18 protein-coding genes and 1 pseudogene are annotated in these 17,213 nt (G+C 40.7%); 8 read left to right on the forward strand and 11 right to left on the reverse strand.

From position 1 onward, the window contains the following. Positions 1-326 precede the first annotated feature (326 nt). Positions 327-524, forward strand: coding sequence for a hypothetical protein (locus QMF37_RS17055; RefSeq protein WP_058385330.1), 198 nt, complete (start codon positions 327-329; stop codon positions 522-524). A 47-nt stretch (positions 525-571) separates the two neighbouring features. Here the strand turns inward: QMF37_RS17055 and QMF37_RS17060 are convergent, their stop codons facing one another. Both QMF37_RS17060 and QMF37_RS17065 read right to left on the reverse strand, forming a co-directional pair. Continuing rightward, positions 572-697, reverse strand: coding sequence for a hypothetical protein (locus tag QMF37_RS17060; RefSeq protein ID WP_256204387.1), 126 nt, complete (start codon positions 695-697; stop codon positions 572-574). Between the two features lie 311 nt (positions 698-1,008). Continuing rightward, positions 1,009-1,329, reverse strand: a complete 321-nt coding sequence (locus QMF37_RS17065; protein ID WP_283478985.1) for a DUF1648 domain-containing protein — start codon at positions 1,327-1,329, stop codon at positions 1,009-1,011. A 204-nt stretch (positions 1,330-1,533) separates the two neighbouring features. Between QMF37_RS17065 and QMF37_RS17070 the strand changes: the two genes are divergently transcribed. From QMF37_RS17070 to QMF37_RS17090, 5 genes and pseudogenes are all read left to right on the forward strand, one after another. Next, the gene (locus QMF37_RS17070; protein ID WP_078080426.1) at positions 1,534-2,220 is read left to right on the forward strand and encodes a GIY-YIG nuclease family protein; all 687 of its coding nucleotides are present in this window, start codon (positions 1,534-1,536) and stop codon (positions 2,218-2,220) included. Positions 2,221-2,363: 143 nt separating this feature from the next. Beyond that, a complete protein-coding gene (locus tag QMF37_RS17075) occupies positions 2,364-3,605 on the forward strand; it encodes a PucR family transcriptional regulator (protein ID WP_078080427.1) in 1,242 nt (413 codons plus the stop codon). A gap of 120 nt (positions 3,606-3,725) precedes the next feature. Continuing rightward, positions 3,726-4,856 (forward strand): alanine dehydrogenase, encoded by a 1,131-nt coding sequence (gene ald / locus QMF37_RS17080; RefSeq protein ID WP_058385327.1) that lies wholly within the window; start codon positions 3,726-3,728, stop codon positions 4,854-4,856. A 107-nt stretch (positions 4,857-4,963) separates the two neighbouring features. Then, the gene (gene pgeF / locus QMF37_RS17085; RefSeq protein WP_071154291.1) at positions 4,964-5,722 is read left to right on the forward strand and encodes a peptidoglycan editing factor PgeF; all 759 of its coding nucleotides are present in this window, start codon (positions 4,964-4,966) and stop codon (positions 5,720-5,722) included. A gap of 456 nt (positions 5,723-6,178) precedes the next feature. Beyond that, a pseudogene (locus tag QMF37_RS17090) lies at positions 6,179-6,262 on the forward strand (citrate/2-methylcitrate synthase); the annotation flags it as partial. A 95-nt stretch (positions 6,263-6,357) separates the two neighbouring features. Here QMF37_RS17090 and moaA read toward each other — a convergent pair. The 9 genes from moaA to QMF37_RS17135 form a co-directional block, all read right to left on the reverse strand. Continuing rightward, positions 6,358-7,374 (reverse strand): GTP 3',8-cyclase MoaA, encoded by a 1,017-nt coding sequence (moaA, locus tag QMF37_RS17095; protein ID WP_283478988.1) that lies wholly within the window; start codon positions 7,372-7,374, stop codon positions 6,358-6,360. 15 nt (positions 7,375-7,389) lie between these two features. Then, positions 7,390-7,953 (reverse strand): molybdenum cofactor guanylyltransferase, encoded by a 564-nt coding sequence (locus QMF37_RS17100; protein WP_078080428.1) that lies wholly within the window; start codon positions 7,951-7,953, stop codon positions 7,390-7,392. Then, a complete protein-coding gene (gene moaD, locus QMF37_RS17105; RefSeq protein WP_071154289.1) occupies positions 7,950-8,183 on the reverse strand; it encodes a molybdopterin converting factor subunit 1 in 234 nt (77 codons plus the stop codon). Before moaD ends, QMF37_RS17100 begins: the two co-directional genes overlap by 4 nt. Further along, positions 8,180-8,620: a molybdenum cofactor biosynthesis protein MoaE gene (locus QMF37_RS17110; RefSeq protein WP_058385322.1), complete on the reverse strand. Its 441-nt coding sequence runs from the start codon at positions 8,618-8,620 to the stop codon at positions 8,180-8,182. The genes moaD and QMF37_RS17110 overlap by 4 nt, the downstream gene beginning before the upstream one ends. Beyond that, positions 8,607-9,128, reverse strand: coding sequence for a molybdopterin-guanine dinucleotide biosynthesis protein B (mobB, locus tag QMF37_RS17115; protein ID WP_078080429.1), 522 nt, complete (start codon positions 9,126-9,128; stop codon positions 8,607-8,609). Before mobB ends, QMF37_RS17110 begins: the two co-directional genes overlap by 14 nt. After that, positions 9,116-10,360 carry a molybdopterin molybdotransferase MoeA gene (locus QMF37_RS17120; protein ID WP_283479001.1) on the reverse strand — a complete coding sequence of 415 codons (1,245 nt, stop codon included), beginning with the start codon at positions 10,358-10,360 and terminating at the stop codon, positions 9,116-9,118. Before QMF37_RS17120 ends, mobB begins: the two co-directional genes overlap by 13 nt. A gap of 258 nt (positions 10,361-10,618) precedes the next feature. Further along, a complete protein-coding gene (locus tag QMF37_RS17125) occupies positions 10,619-11,902 on the reverse strand; it encodes an L-lactate MFS transporter (protein ID WP_283478989.1) in 1,284 nt (427 codons plus the stop codon). Positions 11,903-12,085: 183 nt separating this feature from the next. Continuing rightward, positions 12,086-12,916, reverse strand: a complete 831-nt coding sequence (gene fdhD, locus QMF37_RS17130) for a formate dehydrogenase accessory sulfurtransferase FdhD (RefSeq protein WP_283478990.1) — start codon at positions 12,914-12,916, stop codon at positions 12,086-12,088. Continuing rightward, positions 12,903-13,286: a Na-translocating system protein MpsC family protein gene (locus QMF37_RS17135; protein WP_071153778.1), complete on the reverse strand. Its 384-nt coding sequence runs from the start codon at positions 13,284-13,286 to the stop codon at positions 12,903-12,905. The genes fdhD and QMF37_RS17135 overlap by 14 nt, the downstream gene beginning before the upstream one ends. Before the next feature lie 256 nt (positions 13,287-13,542). Here QMF37_RS17135 and fdhF point away from each other — a divergent pair, with 256 nt between their 5' ends. Continuing rightward, positions 13,543-16,470 carry a formate dehydrogenase subunit alpha gene (gene fdhF, locus QMF37_RS17140; RefSeq protein ID WP_078080432.1) on the forward strand — a complete coding sequence of 976 codons (2,928 nt, stop codon included), beginning with the start codon at positions 13,543-13,545 and terminating at the stop codon, positions 16,468-16,470. Between the two features lie 14 nt (positions 16,471-16,484). Then, on the forward strand, positions 16,485-16,964 hold the full coding sequence (locus tag QMF37_RS17145; RefSeq protein ID WP_058385317.1) for a helical membrane plugin domain-containing protein: 480 nt from the start codon (positions 16,485-16,487) through the stop codon (positions 16,962-16,964). Positions 16,965-17,213 lie beyond the last annotated feature (249 nt).

Genomic DNA, 17,213 nt, shown 5'->3' on the forward strand with positions numbered 1-17,213 from the left:
CAGCCGCAGTGCAAAACATCAAAAAAATGACCCTTCTGCTTAGCAGAAGGGTCTAAAAACTTCACGTTCTTTTGTTTCTTGACCAATCCACTGAGAAGATAATCGATAAAACCTTAGTTTCTCAACAAGCTGAAAAACCTTGTCACAATTCTGTGACAAGGTTTTTTTTTGACTTGAAATCAGGTAAAATAGTTTGGATTTTTAAACAACTGGGAATAGTATTAAACACAGATAGACCGTTTTTTTCAGTTCCAAAATAATAGTTTTAAAATTCCGTCAAATAGAATACAATAAGCATTAACTACCTAGAAAAGGAGATGGTCAATATGAACCTAGACTCAATTAGAGGCTCGAGCATGATTGTAAAAATGGCACGTGCATTAGTGGAAGATGGTTGGTTATTCACCCCGAATGAGTTCGACGTCATTATTAAAGCGGAGCATAAGGAAACAGGAGAAGCCATCTCTTTTCATTCAATCGGTAATTTAAAAAGATGGATGTATGAAAAAGCATTAAGTTATTAACTAATCCTTAAAAACTCGCTGGCCAATATGGCCAGCGAGTTTTTTTACTAAACACCTTGCAGACTTGCAGACTTTTTACACAATTCTGCATTAATCCCCTGTTTTTTCAGATTTTCGACAATTTCACTGGCTGTTTGCACTTTTCGTATTGCACAACATGAAGTTTCAGTCATCTTGATCATCCTCCAAAGGCTTTTCATAGCTTCAGTATACAAAGTAAATGTGAACAAACTATTACCAAATCAACTTATTTTTAAAAAGCTACTGATTTTAAACAAATCATTCGAATTCACCAACTTCTAACTGCTCTTTTCTAGTGACGAGTTAATTTTGAGGCACGTGGATTATAAAGAACAAGATCGCTTCAAGTATTACGATTAGACGAGTAAGTATGAAAATTTTGCTTCAACTCCAGAAGCTATTTGGACATTCTGGAAATTGATAAAGCTGAATAAAATTAGTGTTTCATTTTTTAATACATTGATCATTTATCGACCATTTTCATAGTAAGCTTTGCACTCTCTGTCGTTAATTTGAAATAATTGTACAAGTGCACATACTTTTCGAGTATTGTCATACTGATCCATAACGCAGCACCAATTACTGGCAGATTGAATAGTTCAGATTTTCCTCCCCACCGATCAACTTCACTCGCTCCGTTGTAATGCACTGGCACCTGTTCGGGCAATGAATCGTATTGAGTAAAGAAAAATACTAGTAACCATACAAAGGTGAGCACCGACACACTGTTGAAACCTTTTCCAAACACTAAACTTGCTAGCGTTAGTTCTGGTTGTTTTGCCATAAAAATGATCTCTATCTTTTTTCTTCGACCGACAAGTGTGCTTTAAGTCAACCTTTTTCTAAACTACGTTAACCTTTTCCCATACATCCCCTGTTTAGTTAGATGTTTTACATTTTTTGTACTTCCATCCACTAAATAGAGTTTACCTATACTATAATGAATGGCAAGCAGTAATTTTCTACTCACCTTAAGGAGGCACTTGCCATGTTAAAAAAGTTTCTCAGCATTTTTAAATCGTCCTCACCTATCCTTTCCGCAAATAGCTCCGGCAATAAAATAGCTGCAGAAAAAAGTTATCTTTTTGAAGCTAATCAACAACAGTTAGATCAAATTATTAAGCTTCCTCTAGTAACAGGCAAAGCACCCGGCTACGTTTATTTTGTTCAAGAACATATAACAGGTTCTTTTAAGATTGGTAAAACAAAGCAAATCGATAAACGTATGAACGTCTTCAATGTTAAACTGCCGTTTGAAAACAAATTAATATTTCTTATTAAGACTGCTGATCATCATCAAACTGAAAGCGCATTTCATCTGCATTTCTCTGACAAAAGATTAGAAGGCGAATGGTTTAACCTGACGGCAGACGATATTCGTTGGATCAAACAAGGCTTCTACACGGATAAAATCCAAAAAACAATCAACTCTCCTTCAGAAGTTATAAAGCAACTCAATGCCAACAAAGGAAAAGTTGACGAAAAGTCATTGACATTCAAACAAATTCAATTCGCCAAAACTCTCGTGCTACGACTCGAACAAGATTATGAGTTAAATAACGCATATACGACTTGGACACAAAAAGACTTAAATCGCCTTAGTAGCTATTTCCGTTATAGAAATGATGGTACCTTAGCTAATCTGGTGAAAAGTGGCGTTTTAACTAAAAGATAAACTCCTTTCCTCCCGATTTATAGAAGCTTTTTTGGACAGGCTAATACCTCAAACCTCAGCATACGCTAGAGTAAGCTGTGGTTTTTCGTTATACTAAAGTGACTATGGTTTTAACAAGTACAAATCGCTAAAGGAGTTGCTTTATGTACGAAATGTCATTCAAAAATCCATTTAAGAAATCATTTTTCGATTTGAAAGAGCTCGTTGACAGCATCCAAGAAAATTTAGGGTGCCCAACGACGATTGAGGATACAAACCACCGTCTACATGCTTATAGCTCTCATGAAGTGGATACTGATTCCGCGCGAATTGGTACGATTATCTCTCAACGCGTACCTGAAAAAGTGATCAATCGTCTTTGGAGAGAAGGCATTATCCCAAAATTGATGCAATCAGATTGTGCCTTGCGCATTCCACATATTGAAGACATTGGTCTTCGCGACCGTGTAGCGATTGCCATTCGGAAGGATAACGAGATTTTAGGCTATATTTGGATTGTTGAAGGCGTCAAAAAATTAAATGATATTCAACTAAAGCTATTGAAAGACGCGGCTATTGCAGCGACACCTTTGATGGCTAAACTTCATCAAAACCTCAAAAGAAAAGAAGAACACTATCAGGATTTATTATGGAAAATTTTGAGTGGCCACTACAAGTCATCAAAGGATATTCAAGAAAAATTTTACGAACTGAACTTGAAAATACCCGATCGCTTTACTGTTCTTGTTTTTCGTTTTGACCAAGACATTACACGGAAAATAGAAGAGCAAATTTCCTATTTGATCACTACTAGTCAAAAAATCACTAATCACTTTTTAGTAATTATCGACAATGAATTGATTTTAATCGCTTCTCCTCATGCCTCCCAATCTGGCGATCATGCTTTTGAAGGCTTTATTTCCTACTTTACATCTGAAATGGCTAATCGCTTTTCTATTTCGGGCGTCAGAGGCAGTTTGGGTACAAGCTATAATGATTTTGGCAAAGCGGAAATGAGTTATCAAGAAGCCGTGACCGTGCTAAAGCTAAAACAAGACTTTCCTGAAGAACTAGAAGATGTGTTTCACTTTAGACAACTCGGTGCTTTTAGGTACTTGAACTTGATGCCGAAAGAACAGAGAGACAAGCGCCATGAACACCCGGCAATTGCTAAGCTCGAGGCATATGATAGCCTGCACAAAACCAATTTACTGAAGACACTTGAAGTTTTTATTCAACAAGATAGCAATATGAACGATGCTGCTAAAAAGCTGTTTGTGCATACTAACACATTGCATTATCGGATAAAGCGCATTTCGGAAATAGGCAGTGTCCGTTTGACAAATGTTCATGAAAAACTAGGTATCTATCTGGATTTGAACATGCGCAAAATGGATAAGAAATAAGCTTTTGTGAAATTTCACAAAAGCAAAGCGTTATTTTCTTTGTTTCATCCAATGCAGTCTAGCAAGCATACAGCTATACTTATGGATATCTACACCATTCGTTTCATAGGAGGAATAAAAATGATTATTGGAATTCCAAAAGAAATCAAGAACAACGAAAGCCGTGTAGCAATTACGCCTGCTGGTGCCGATGCTTTTGTTAGAGCTGGTCATCAAGTTATCATCGAAACAGGTGCTGGTTTAGGAAGCAGTTTCACAGATGCTGACTATATCGCGACTGGCGCTCAAATGGTCGACACAGCGCAAGAAGCTTGGTCTGCAGAAATGGTGATGAAAGTAAAAGAGCCCGTTGCCTCTGAATACCACTACTTCCGTCAAGATTTGGTGTTGTTTACTTACCTCCACCTTGCAGCTGAACCTGCGTTAACTCAAGCATTAGTAGACAGCAAAGTGACAGCGATTGCCTATGAAACCGTATCGGTAAACCGGACACTTCCTTTATTAACGCCAATGAGTGAAGTAGCTGGAAGAATGGCTGCTCAAGTTGGTGCCCAGTTCCTCGAAAAAATATATGGTGGCAAAGGGATTCTGTTATCTGGTGTACCCGGCGTTCAACGCGGAAAAGTGACTATTATTGGCGGCGGCGTGGCAGGAACTAACGCCGCGAAAATGGCGATTGGTCTTGGTGCACAAGTAACAATCATTGATTTGAGTCCAGAACGTCTTCGTCAATTGGATGATATTTTTGGTACGGATGTGACCACATTGATTTCCAACCCGTTCAATATTGCCCAAGCGGTTAAAGAATCTGACTTAGTTATTGGCGCTGTACTGATTCCAGGATCAAAAGCTCCTAAATTAGTAACAGAAGAAATGGTTCAATCGATGAACCCTGGTTCTGTAATTGTCGATATCGCTATCGACCAAGGCGGAATTTTCGAAACAACAGATCGCATCAGTACACATGACGACCCGACTTACGTTAAACACGAAGTCGTTCATTATGCAGTTGCGAATATGCCTGGAGCTGTTCCGCGTACATCAACCATCGCTTTGACAAATGTCACAGTGGGCTATGCACTTCAAATGGCGAACAAAGGTGTTCAAAAAGCTGTTGCAGAAAATCCAGCACTAAAACTGGGCGTTAACACGGCGAACGGTCATGTTACTTATGAAGCTGTTGCCAAAGATCTTGGTTTTACATTCGTTTCCGTTGATGAAGCCCTTGTTCAATCGACATCGTCAATTTAGTCCTAAAAACAGCTTTCCACTACGAGTAGTGGGAGGCTGTTTTTTTAGAGTTTTACTCTTCTGTACATCTGATTTAACATCGTTTATATTAAGAAAAGGTGATGAAAATGAAAGCGACATTTTATGTTCAGGATAAACAACTTGTTTCAGGCATGACGGTAAAAGACCTGACCGAACCTGAAAGCAATAACATGGCATTACATGCTTGTGAAAACACACAAACAATAATTGATAACCGACAAAAATTAGCCGATTTTCTAGCGGTACCTCTGGCTAGTTTTATTTGTGCACAACAGACGCACAGCGCCAATTTCCGTCGCGTATCACAAAAAGATAAGGGACGTGGAGCATACGATGCAGAAGATGCTTTTTCTGATACGGACGCTCTTTATACATTTGATACGGGCATCGTATTGTGCAGTTTCGCAGCTGACTGCGTTCCTGTAATTATTCATGATAGAAAAGCCGGTTTGATTGGTGTTGTTCATTCTGGTTGGCAAGGTACCATCAAAGAAATTACATTCAAATTGCTTCACCAATTAATTGAGGTTGAACAATGCGATCCTGCTAACTTGGAAATTCAAATTGGTGCAGCTATTAGTCAACAACAATTCGAGGTCGATCGAGACGTCTATTTAAAGTTCGATGCTCTTGGCTACGCAAGTAATTTTATGTATGTTAACGAAGATACGAAAAAATACCATATTGACAATCAAGCCATAGTCAAAAAACAATGCGAACTAGCAGGCGTTTCTCCCAAAAATATTCACGTAGATAAAACTTGTACGTTTCTAGAACCGACTGGATTTTCCTATCGACAAGATCGAAGGAGTGGCAGACATTTGATTTTTGTGATGAGGAACTGACCGGATACGTATTAAGAAAGCTCTAAAAAAGACGTGTCTTTCTGGAAAATAAAGATTTTTCTCGCCTTTTCTATAGCTTCATTAGCGACTACAGAATCCCTTTCAAAATACTACTTTTTAGTTAATTAGTTATTACGTTGTTGAAGATGTCCCCCTTTAGATACCCCAGCGGATTAACAAAGAAATTAGGAAGCCAATTGACACCAAGACAATGAAAAAGTAGAACACAGGAACATAGCTTTCTGTATGCTGATGAATTTATGAAACGATGGCTGGCCCAATAATATGACCAAGTCGTCAATAAATAACCGTGAATTGCTCCTAATTTTTTTGTACCAAAAACGGTTCCAACAAACGCTGGTAGGTTTGAAAACCCACCCCTGTAGCAGCTAACAATGACCCAAATTAAATCTTGGAAAATTAATGCATTGGTGATGCATGAAATCGTACCGGTCAGAAAACTTGCCACTGAACGTTGATTTTTACTCGGCATCGGTTTATCATAGCTTGAACATCGAACACGATTTGTTCACACCGATTTTGCTGAGTCACGTACATCGGTTTACCCAAAGTAAACATAAAAAGGCGCTTCCTGTAAATACTCAGGAAACGCCTTTTTTGCAATCGGCATCGTTTTATCCACCGATATACGACATGCCGATTTTGTTACGGTTTTTAGCTGTCAGTTCAGTTCGTTCATCTGAATAACGGTCGTCTCTACGTTCCCAAACAGCAGAGATTTTCTCCAATAACTCTTCGTCACTCAAACCATTTCGAAGCAGTTCACGAATATCGAAATGCCCTGTGGCGAACAAGCATGTATAGAACTTGCCATCTGAAGACAAACGAGCACGCGTACAAGATGAGCAGAAGGATTCTGACACCGATGTGATAAATCCTACTTGTGCCTCTCCTTCTTCAAAACGATAGCGCTTTGCTACTTCTCCGTAATAATCTTTGTCGACGGGTTCTAGGTTGTAGACTGTTTGCAACTTTTCAAGAATCTGCTTTTTGGTGACAACTTTTTTAAAGCTCCAGCCATTATCATTGCCAACATCCATAAACTCAATAAACCTTAGGGTAATGCCGCGTTCTTTGAAATAAGCTGTCATCGGCAATATTTCTTGCTCATTGACATCTTTTTGGACGACCATATTGACTTTGATTTCAAATCCAACTTGTTGCGCAAAAACGATTTGTTTTAAGATATGCGATGGATCAATGCCCCTACCATTCAGCTTTCCAAACAACTCCGAATCTAGTGCATCTAAACTAATATTTAACCGGCGAAGTCCAGCATCGTATAGCGCCTGTGCTTGATTGCCAAGAAGCAAACCATTTGTTGTCAGTCCAATATCCTCTACACCCTCAACCGAAAGGATTTTCTCAACCAATTCTGGCAATCCTCTGCGCATTAAAGGTTCGCCACCTGTCAACCGAATCTTTTTAACGCCCATTGCTACAAACACCTTAGTCAAGCGATGTATTTCTTCAAATGACAACAATTCCTGCTTCGGTAAAAATGCATAATCATCACCAAATACTTCTTTAGGCATGCAATACGAACAACGGAAATTGCAGCGGTCGGTGACTGAAATCCGCAAATCCCGTATTGGACGTTGAAAATAGTCCTGTACTGGTTTAATGGCCATTACGCCACCTCCTTTTTAGTCGTCAGGTTGATTCACGTTGCGAAAAACAAGTTGATCTTTATGGATTTCTGACGAGTTTATCCACTGAGTGGTCACTTTTTCCATAAATTTCATCACACGTAATTGACCAGTTTCTAATTCTTTTTGTAGCGGTTCTTGTACACAGGTATCCCAAACACTGAACAAAGGAATTTTTTCAGTGGTGTTCCATACAGCTGATATATTTGAAGAATCTTCGGTTAAAGCTAGAAGCTTTGCTGTTTCAGCTGGACCGACAAACGGCATATCACAAGGCAGCACCAAATAGTTATCCGCTTGCATATGGTTCATCCCCGACAAGATTCCAGCAAGGGGGCCTTGTCCGGAAATCCAGTCTAGATCTGTGATGACATCATACTTAGAAGGGAAACGAGTGATTAACTCGGGCCTAGTAATAATGACTACATGGTCACAGACATTCGTTAATGCTCTATAAGCGTGCTCGTAAAAAGGGATTCCTGCTAACTCGGCAAACGCTTTTGGCGAACCAAAACGGCGCGACAGTCCACCTGCAAGCAAGATTCCGACAGTTGACTTCATCCTCCGCTAACGGGTGGAATAAAAGCCACGACGTCCCCTCTTTCTAAGACATCAGTCGGCAACGCGTATTCTTCATTGACAGCTAAACGAGCTGCACCCGACAGAAACTCCGGATATTTTGTCGTTGCCCACTGCCACAAATCATCAACGGTCTGTCCGGCCATATCGACTTGTTCTTCAGAAACTCCGGTCTGTTCTTTGAGTCCTGCAAAGTAACATAAGGTGATCATGCTAATCCTCCTTCTGGTTTCTTCTTTTGATCGCCAATCCACTCTTCCCCGTCTTCCCAAATTTCTTTTTTCCAAATGGGGACGATTTCCTTGATTCGTTCTATCGCGTATTCATTTGCTTCGTAAGCTGTTTTTCGATGAGGGGACGAAACTGCGATGACAACTGCGATATCGCTAATTTGCAGCTCGCCAATGCGGTGCGCAATGGCGACTTGTGTTCCTTCCCAGCGCCGTTCAATTTCTTCACCAATTTGCGCCAGTTTTTTCTCAGCCATCGGTACATAGGCTTCGTATGATAAATGCAGTGTCCGCACGCCTTTTGTCCATTCACGAACATGTCCCGTAAACAAAGTGACCGCTCCCGCTTCCGGCCGTAATACAAAATCTGCGTAAATTTGAGGATTAATTGCTTCTGTTACGATTTCAAACGCCTTCATTCCTGTCACCATCCATCCAGTTAGTAAACCACTCACGTAATTGCTTACTGTCATTCTGCAGAATCACAGGGATATTGTCCAGTTCGATCACTTCTTGTGTGATTACTAAAGAGATGTGTTGCAAGCTTTGAAGTTGTAACCACTCGTCTGCTGACCGCAGCAAAACAATTTTTTCAAACCTTGCTTCTTTAAAGCCCTCGATGAAAATATAGTCTGGATGTCCCAAAGAAGTAAGGACAATCAACTCGTCGAGCGTCGCTTGTTCTTTTCGTTGATGTAGCTGAATGACTCCTCCGCCGTAAACAACCGAGCTGTTTGCCCCTTCAGTAAAAAAGCGCATACTGTCTGTCTCAGTTGGTGGCATGTCAAGTGCACCCTCGTGACCATGACGTTTAATTGTTGAAACTGATTTGCCTTTATCGTTTGCTTGTTTCAATAAATCCAAAACCAAGGTCGTTTTGCCGCTATTTTTAAAACCGACCATTTGTAACACTTTCACAGTTTCCACTTGTCTGACCCTTCCTCCATACCGAGAAGCAGTACATCTACTAAATCACCTGACTGGTAGCCACGCGTGCCACCTGGCAAAACAATCAATGCATTGCCTCGCGCGATGGATGATACGGCATTGGATTTATTGAATCCAGCTGGCGACACAATTTTGCCGTCATATAGAGCACGAACAAAACGAGTAAACGGATTGGCTTTAGTGAAATTTTCACCTAGTCGCGCTGTCGTATGCGGCAAGTATGGTTTACTGGCACTCATCATTTTTAAAAGTGCAGGTCGAACAAATAATTCAAATCCTGTAAAGCATGCAGATGGATTACCTGATAAACCAAACAAGTACCGACCGTTCGCTACAGCTACCGTTGTTACACTGCCTGGTCTCATCGCTACTTTATTGAACAATACCTCGGCTCCTAGTCGTTCATAAATTGCCGGTAAAAAATCGAAGTCACCGACAGAAACGCCACCTGTTGTAATCAGGCAATCCGTTTCTGTTGCCGCTTTTTTGACCACTTCGTAACTCTCATCTAGTTGATCAATTGATATTCCGTACATTTTACAGCGTATACCCATTCGCTTTAGTTGTGCCACAATCATTGGCCCATTACTGTTTCGTATTTTGCCAGGCTCTAGTTCCTCATTGACTGCCAACAACTCAGTTCCAGTTGATAGAATGCCAACAAACGGTTGTTTGGCTACTAAAACTTGCGAGTAGCCGAAAGTCGCCAAAAGTGCAATGGTTCCTGGATTAATATAACTCCCACTGTTAATGACAACTTCGTTTTTCCGAAGATCTTCTCCTTGCAAAGATACATTTTCCAATGCTTTAAACGGCTTGCGAATCGTCATACTTTCTTCTGTTTCGACTGATTGTTCAAACATGACGACCGCATCAGTCCCTTCTGGAAGCTGTGCGCCTGTCATAATGCGAATCGCCGTAAAAGCTGCTAATTTTTTTGTTGATACTTCTCCCGCGCCAATATGATCAATTACCTTAAATGCGATGCGATTGTCACCTGTTGCTCCCACAGAGTCCACGGAACGAATAGCAAAACCGTCATAAGGAGACCGGTCGAAAGATGGCACATCGCTAGAAGCAATAATTGGTTCTGCCAAAATGCGGCCGAAGCTTTCTTCGAGTTCTATTTTTTCAGTTCCTAGTGACAAAGCGCATTCTAATACCCGCTCAACCGCATTTATTACAGGAAGAGGCGTTCGTTTTTCAACCATCATTGTTCAGCTCCTCAATCTTTTAGGATAAGCAAAAGTTCGTTTTTTATTTCACTATGTATATCTTGCTCTATTCGCCAAGTCTTTTGTCGTTTCAAGTGTGGTCTATGTCGTATTAAACTTATACAAAGTAGGGATTGCTGTCAAATCGGACTTTTGATACAAAAGGAAAAACCTTGAAAATAATTACTTTCAAGGTTTTCCAAAAATGCTCATCACCTATTACTAATTAGCGGAAACAAAGTTAGACAATTCCTATTAATCACTAACCACTTCAGTATTTCCGGATACCGCCATTTCTTTGTTTTTAGTCTGAAGTCTCCGAATATCGAGACGAATAACTAATGAAATAACCAGCGCTACAATAAATAGACCGGCAAAGAATAACAGACTGCTTTCATAACTGCCCGTTTTATCTTTCATGAACGCTGCAAACAACGGACCGGCAAGTCCAGCTGCTGCCCATGCTGTTAAAATATAACCGTGAATTGCTCCTAGCTGTTTGGTACCAAAGATATCAGCAATATAAGCTGGTATCGAAGCAAATCCTCCGCCGTAACACGTGTAGATAATCGCTAACATGATTTGGAAAAATATTGCATTTGTCGTAAAGGGTAAGAAAGCAAACAATGCAATTTGAATGACGAAAAATGCAGTATAAGTATTCGGACGTCCAATATAATCGGAAATTGTAGCCCATCCAAGACGACCAAGACCGTTGAAGATTCCAAGTACACCTACTAAAGCTGCAGCTTGAACTGTTGTCATACCAATACTGTCAATCGCCATCGGTTTTGCAGCCGATAAAATCGCAATTCCACAGGTGACGTTTATAAACAACATAAACCATAAATAGTAAAACCGTTTTGTTTTGATAGCTTCGTTCGCAGTCAGCTGAGACAAATCTGTCTTCCGTTCGATTTTACCACTGTTAACTTTTTCTTCAAAGCCAGCTGGTGACCATCCTTCTTGCGGCTTTTCAAGGTATAGAGAAGATAGCACCATAATAATTAGATACGCAGCACCTAATGTATAAAAAGTTTGCTCGACTCCGACAGTTGTGATCAACTTTTCCATAATCGGACTGCTGATTGCTGCTGCAAAACCAAAGCCCATAATCGCTAAGCCCGTTGCAAGACCACGACGGTCAGGAAACCATTTTACCAATGTCGAAACGGGTGCAATATAGCCGATTCCAAGACCAATTCCACCGAGTGCTCCATAAAACACATAAAGCATTGGTAAAGAGGAAGCGCTTACAGCGAAACCTGAACCAATAATACCGGTGCCAAAGAAAAGTGCAGCGACAAGTCCAGCTTTTCTCGGTCCGTATTTCTCAACAAAACTACCAAAAAAGGCGGCGGATAATCCTAAGAATAAAATCGCAATGCTAAACGTCAATTGCACTTGACTGGTCGTCCATCCAAACTGGTCAATCAGCGGGTTTGTAAAATTGCTCCACGCATAAACAGAGCCAATCGAAATATGTATCCCTACTGCGGATAATGCAATCAACCATCTGTTTTTCGGCTTCTTTTTCATTTTTTTGACCTCCTGATAAAATTGATATTCCCTATATAAAATGATTTCCCAAAAGCCAAACCATCAATTTTTCCTGTGCCAAGCTTGGAGATTCAAACAATAGACCGATCGTTGAATAATCTTATTATTTCTTGTTGTCAATTTGCAAATAATGAGACGATTAGAATCATAGCACCGTTCTTTTTATTTGTCACCCCATTTTTTTACAGGTATTGCCGTTGCTTTGTCGCTGACAATTCGCTCGGGATGTGTGTACAAGTTAAACGAGCTACCGCGAATAAACCCTACTGCTGTTATGCCTAAGTCGTCTGCGAGTGTCAAGGCTAGTTCTGTCGGAGCAGATTTCGACAGTACGATTTCACAGCCAATTTTTGCTACCTTTAGTAAAATTTCAGAAGAAATACGACCGCTAAAAACGATTACTTTATCACGCACGTCTATGTGATTCATCAAACAATAGCCATATATTTTGTCGAGCGCATTGTGTCTGCCAATGTCCATTCGCGAAACAATTATGCCATTCGCATCACAAAGAGCTGCATTATGAACTCCGCCTGTTTGTTTGAACATTTCAGCTGTGTCGCCCATGTCCGTCATCAGCTGAAAACAATTTTCTGGTGTCAAAGTTACACGCACTTCTGTCATTTTCTTTGCAATCATGGCGTCGTGAGCAAACACGAAGCCTTGACGGCTCATGCCACAGCAAGAACTAATAAACCGCTTGTTCTGCAACTGCTCGAAAAATGGATAAACTTTTTCAGCTGTAATATTAACGGTTCCCGTTTTTTCATCCACTCGAATGTCTTGAATGGCTTGGTAATTTGGAATAATTCGTTCAGAAACTAAAAATCCGATAGCCATTTCTTCCATATGTGCAGGTGAACAAACAATTGTGATAAATTCCTTGCCATTGATTTTGATGGTTGAAGGTTGTTCAACCACGACACAATCTTCTTTTTCGGTAAATGACCCTTTTTCATAGCGCATAATTTTCCGTGTTTTATCTTGTTTCATCTGGCTTGCCTCCCGCGATACCTTTTTGGTCAATCGGTCGGTCAAAAAGAAAAACAGATACGGCAATATCGTCTTCAATTTTAATATCTGAAAACAGATGGACGAATTTTGCGCCGACCAACTCTTCCATCCCTTCTGGTGCAGCAGAATCGTAAACACTTTGGATCATACGAGTACGCGCAGCATGAACCATTTCTTTTCCTTCCGCTGTTCTCGCTATGAATTGTTCTGACGGACTCAAGTTGCCATATAAAGTAGCAATCGCCATATCGTTGACGAAAATCGTTTGGATACGCTCAGGTCCTTTACCGAACAAATTTTTTCGTAGTTTTCGAATAATGTCATTAAACTCGTGAATTTGTCTGGTCATACCTATCTTCTCCTCAATTTACTAATTATTTGCTGACTATTTGATATTTTAGTTGTGTAACATATTTTTACTGTTTATAATAATAGCATATGTTGGCGTCACCGTAAGTTATTGCGGTAACGCTTTCACTCTACCTATACGCTTGGATTGGTCATTTAACAAGTCCTGTTAAGACACTATTCCACTATGAAACAGAGGCACTTGTCAAGTGTATTCTTCATAGTGGATTTTTTTATTCAAAAAAGGAGGTTTTGGCATGTCCATCAAGATTAACGGTTCACCTACCGAGTTCGAACAAGGAAAAACCATTCTACAGGTGCTCAATGAACAGAAAATTCTTCACCCTCAGATTTGCTATATGCCCGAAGTTGATCCAATACAAACATGCGACACGTGCATCGTCGAAGTCGATGGACAACTCGTCCGCTCTTGTGCAACTCCTGCTACTGCTGGTATGGAAGTCTTACTCGCTTCACCGCGTGCTAAAGAAGCGCAAACTGAAGCAATGGATCGAATTTTAGAAAACCATTTGCTTTACTGTACTGTTTGCGATAATAACAACGGTAACTGCAAAGTCCACAATACAGTTGACTTAATGGAAATCGAACATCAAAAATATCCGTTTGAACCAAAATGCTCGGTTGACGAAGTTGACTTAACGAATCCATTTTATCGCTACGACCCGAACCAGTGCATTGCTTGCGGACAGTGCGTAGAAGTGTGTCAGAATTTACAAGTAAACGAAACCTTGACGATGGACTGGTCACGCGATCGCCCTATCGTTTTATGGGACGGCGGTGCAAAGATCAACGACTCTTCTTGCGTGAGTTGTGGTCAATGTGTAACAGCTTGTCCGTGTAATGCGCTAATGGAAACCTCCATGCTCGGTGAAGCAGGTTTTATGACCGCAATTCCTGAAAAAATTCTAAACCCAATGATTGATTTAGTAAAAGATGTCGAGCCAGGTTATAGCGGTATTTTAGCTATTTCAGATGCTGAAGCGAAGATGCGTGAAACACGCACGAAAAAAACCAAAACAGTTTGTACGTTCTGTGGCGTTGGTTGCTCATTTGAAGTTTGGACAAAAGATCGTGAAATCCTAAAAATCCAACCGGTTTCGGAAGCACCTGCAAACCAAATCTCCACTTGTGTTAAAGGCAAGTTTGGTTGGGATTTTGTCAACAGCGAAGAACGCATCACAACTCCTTTAATCCGTAAAAATGGTGAGTTTGTCGAAGCTAGCTGGGAAGAAGCGCTTGACCTAGTAGCATCAAAATTCAAAACAATCAAAGAAGCGAATGGCAAAGATTCTATCGGGGTTATTTCTTCTTCGAAAATTACCAATGAAGATAATTATGTCATTCAGAAACTGAGTCGCCAAGTCTTTGAAACTAATAACGTCGACAACTGCTCGCGTTATTGCCAGTCCCCTGCGACAGACGGTTTGTTCCGCACAGTCGGGATGGGCGGAGACGCCGGTACGATTAAAGACATTGGTAACGCTGGACTCGTCATCATTGTTGGTGCTAACCCAGCAGAAGGTCACCCAGTCTTAGCCACACGTGTAAAACGTGCGCATAAATTGCACGAACAAAAATTGATTGTCGCGGATATGCGCAAAAACGAAATGGCCGAACGCTCCGATCTTTTTATTACACCTAAACAAGGCACAGACCAAGTATGGTTAATGGCTGTAACGAAATACATGATTGATCAAGGCTGGCACGATCAGCAATTTGTAGATGAAAACGTCAATTATTTCAAGGAATTTAAAGAAGTATTGGCTCAATATACATTAGAATATGCTGAAAAACGGAGTGGTGTTTCAAAAGAAACAATTATCCAAACAGCAGAAATGATTCGTGATGCTGACGGTACGTGTATTCTTTGGGGTATGGGCGTTACGCAAAACACAGGAGGCTCTGACACATCCGCTGCAATTTCTAACCTTTTGCTGGCAACAGGTAACTATCGCCGCCCTGGTGCTGGCGCTTATCCGCTTCGTGGTCATAACAACGTTCAAGGTGCTTGCGATATGGGCTCATTACCAGGTTGGTTACCAGGCTATCAGCACGTTACTGACGACAATGCGCGTCAAAAATTCGAACGAGCTTACGGTGTGAAAATTGATGATAAGCCAGGAATGGATAACATCCAAATGCTACAAGCTGTTGACGAAGGCATCATGAAGGCAATGTATGTAGTCGGTGAAGATATGGCTTTAGTTGACTCTAATGCCAATCATGTTGATGAAGTTTTAGCCAAACTCGACTTTTTCGTTGTGCAAGACATTTTCTTCTCTAGAACTGCACAATATGCAGATGTTATTTTGCCTGCGGCGCCGTCACTTGAAAAAGACGGTACATTTACAAATACGGAGCGTCGTGTTCAGCGTTTATACAAAGCTCTTCCAGAACTAGGCCAATCAAAAGCCGATTGGTGGATTGTCCAAGAAATCGCAAACCGTCTAGGTGCAGGTTGGAACTATAGCCATCCGAGTGAAATTTTTGCTGAAATGGCGAGCTTGTCTCCCCTGTTCGCAAAAGCAGATTACACAAATATGGAAGGCTGGGACAGTTTCTTATGGGGTAGCTTAGAAGGCGAAAGCACACCACTTCTATATGTCGATGGCTTTAACTTCCCTGATAAAAAAGCACGTTTTGCTTTATCTGATTGGGTTGAGCCGGTAGTATTCCCACAAGAATACGATTTACACATTAATAATGGTCGATTGTTGGAACATTTCCACGAAGGCAATATGACGGACAAATCTCGCGGCATTCTTTCTAAATTACCAGAAACATTTGTTGAAGTGTCTCCCCAATTGGCAAAAGAACGAGGACTTGAAGACGGCTCTACCGTTCGCTTAGTGTCTCCGTATGGTGCATTGAAATTACCAGTTATCGTAACGGGACGTGTAAAAGGAAACGAACTGTTCTTACCGATGAACTCGACGAAAAAAGAAACAGCGATCAATTTCTTGACAGGTCCTGCTGTTGATCAACGGACGAACACACCTGCTTATAAACAGACAAAAGTACGTATGGAAGTCTTGAAAGATCACGTTAAAAGTCCGTTACCAAAATCAAATCCGCGTGACAAAAAACGCACACCGCAATCCGGCATTGAAGTCGAGCGCAAATGGGCACGTGAAGGCTATGTGCATTTAACAGATCAACGATAGAAAGGTGATGGCCTATGGCAAGTCCAATAACACAGATTAAAAAAAGACAATGGACTCCTGAAGAAATTCGACAGCAGAAGCTTTACGAATTGGAATCATTGATTGCTGAACAAAATCAGGCACTCAATAAACTATTAGCAATCACTGGCGATTTAGATGATGCTGGCGTGTTAGATGCCGTCGTAGCGATGGTCAAGGCAAAAGAAGGCATTTCTGAGGTAGTAATGGGACAAGCCACGCGTGTACCCGTAACCAACCTCATCAATAACATGATGGGTGCAGCTGCTGCATTAACAGCGATTGAACCCGCATCTACGGAAAAGCTGGCTTCAAGTGTCGTTAATGGATTGAAAGAAGCCGAGTCGCAAAACCATAACGGCAAGAAACTGGGTGTGCTTCAAATGGTTAAGGCATTCAGAGATCCTGACATTAATCGCGCCATTAAGTTTGGACTCAATTTCCTGAAAGGGATGGGAAAAGGATTAGATCGCTAGTTTAACTAACATTCCGAATTTCCATATGCAGTTGCGGCTTTCTTTATAGCCGCAACTGTTTTTTATTGTGTAAAGTTTTTCGCAATGAGCTTGTCGAATCGCTTAATGTGAGAATCACGATTTTAACTAGATTTCCTCACTACCGAAAAATCAGTTTTTCTTTTATTATTTCAGAAGTTCTGGAACACTCTATTATATAGAAGAAACTGCAAAAAATAGCCTGCACATTCTTCTTGAAATGATTAATTC

Source organism: Planococcus sp. S3-L1 (assembly GCF_030063085.1).
Taxonomy (GTDB): domain Bacteria; phylum Bacillota; class Bacilli; order Bacillales_A; family Planococcaceae; genus Planococcus; species Planococcus kocurii.